At 75.3% G+C, this 1,505-nt stretch carries 1 protein-coding gene; it reads right to left on the reverse strand.

Annotation, left to right across the window (positions count from 1 at the left end):
- A partial coding sequence (locus tag HMPREF3086_RS02750) for an FAD-binding and (Fe-S)-binding domain-containing protein (protein WP_210401824.1) occupies nt 1-1,505 on the reverse strand: 1,505 nt, incomplete at both ends.

Consider the following 1,505-nt stretch of genomic DNA (forward strand, 5'->3'; position numbering starts at 1 on the left):
CCCGCGGCGCGGGTGGTCCCGCGCAGCCACAGCGGGAGCAGGCCGAGGGAGTAGTGGACGCGCGGCCGGACGCGTCGGCGATAGCGGCGGTGCAGCGCCTCGGCCTTGAACGTGGCCATGTCGACGCCGGTGGGGCAGTCCGAGGAGCACGCCTTGCAGGCCAGACACAGCTCGAGCGACTCCTCGACAGCCGGGTCGTCCACGCCGATCGTGCCACGCACGACCTCCTGCAGGACGCGGGCCCGACCGCGGGTGGAGTCCTTCTCGTCGCCGGTCGCGCGGAAGGACGGACACATCACGCCGCCGGTCGACGTGCGGCAGCGGCCGACCCCGATGCAGGCCTGCACGGGGTGAGCACCGTCGGCGGAGGTGAGCAGTCCCAGGTCACGCCGGCCGATCCCGGGCCCGACGCCGGCCAGGGCGAGGTCGGCGTCGATCGGCCGGGTGGCGGTGAGGCCACCGGGTGCGAGCAGCCCCGCGGGGTCCCAGATGCGCGCGAAACCCTCGAACGCGCCCAGCATCTCCGGCGAGTACATCAGCGGCAGCAGTTCCGAACGGGCGCGGCCGTCCCCGTGTTCACCGGACAGGGAGCCGCCGTGGCGCACGGCGAGGTGGGCGGCGTCGGTGCAGAAGGCGCGGAAGACCGCCCGCCCGGCGTCCGAGCGCAGGTCGAAGGTGATCCGGATGTGCATGCATCCGGCGCCGAAATGGCCGTACATCACGCCGGCGAGCCCGTGCCGTGCGAGCAGTTCGCGGAACTCGGCCAGGTAGTCGGCCAGCCTCTCGGGCGGCACGGCCGAGTCCTCCCAGCCGGGCCAGGACTCGATGGTGGCGCCGGTGGCGGGATCGGTGAGCCGGGAGCTCAGGCCGGCGCCGTCCTCGCGGACCCGCCACAGGTCGGCGCGGGTCACCGGATCCGTCACGACGAGGGCCTCGAGGGCGTGACCGTCCCCGGCCAGCTCGTCGGCCACGCGCGTCATCCGGGCCCCGAGCCCACCACCGGCGCCGCCCGCCTCGTCGTCGTGCTCGTCGTCGTTCCCGTCGTCGTCGAGTTCCACGAAAAGCCACGCGCGCCCGGAGGGCAGATCGGCCACGGCGTCGGCGCCGCGGCGCTGCCGCATGGTCGCCACGATCACCTCGTCGATCCCCTCCACCGCCGTGGGGCGGTGGCGCAGGATCGCCGGGACGTCGCGGGCGGCGTCCACGACGTCGGCGTACCCCACTACCAGCAGGCCGGTGCGCGCGGCCCGGGGCACGGCGCGCATGGTCGCGGCGGTGACGATCGCGCATGTGCCCTCGGAGCCGACCAGCGCGCGGGCCACGTCGAAGCCCTCCTCCGGCAGCAGGTGCCGCAGGTGGTAGCCGGAGACCTGGCGGGGGATGCGGCCGAGCTCGGTGCGGATCGCGGCCAGATGAGCGGCGGCCAGGTCGCGCAGCTCGGCCGTGAGGTACTCGGCGCGCGCGGCGGCGGCCGCGTCCCCGGCGTCGGTGGCCTCGACGCCTCG

Source organism: Dietzia sp. HMSC21D01 (assembly GCF_001815995.1).
GTDB lineage: Bacteria > Actinomycetota > Actinomycetes > Mycobacteriales > Mycobacteriaceae > Dietzia > Dietzia cinnamea.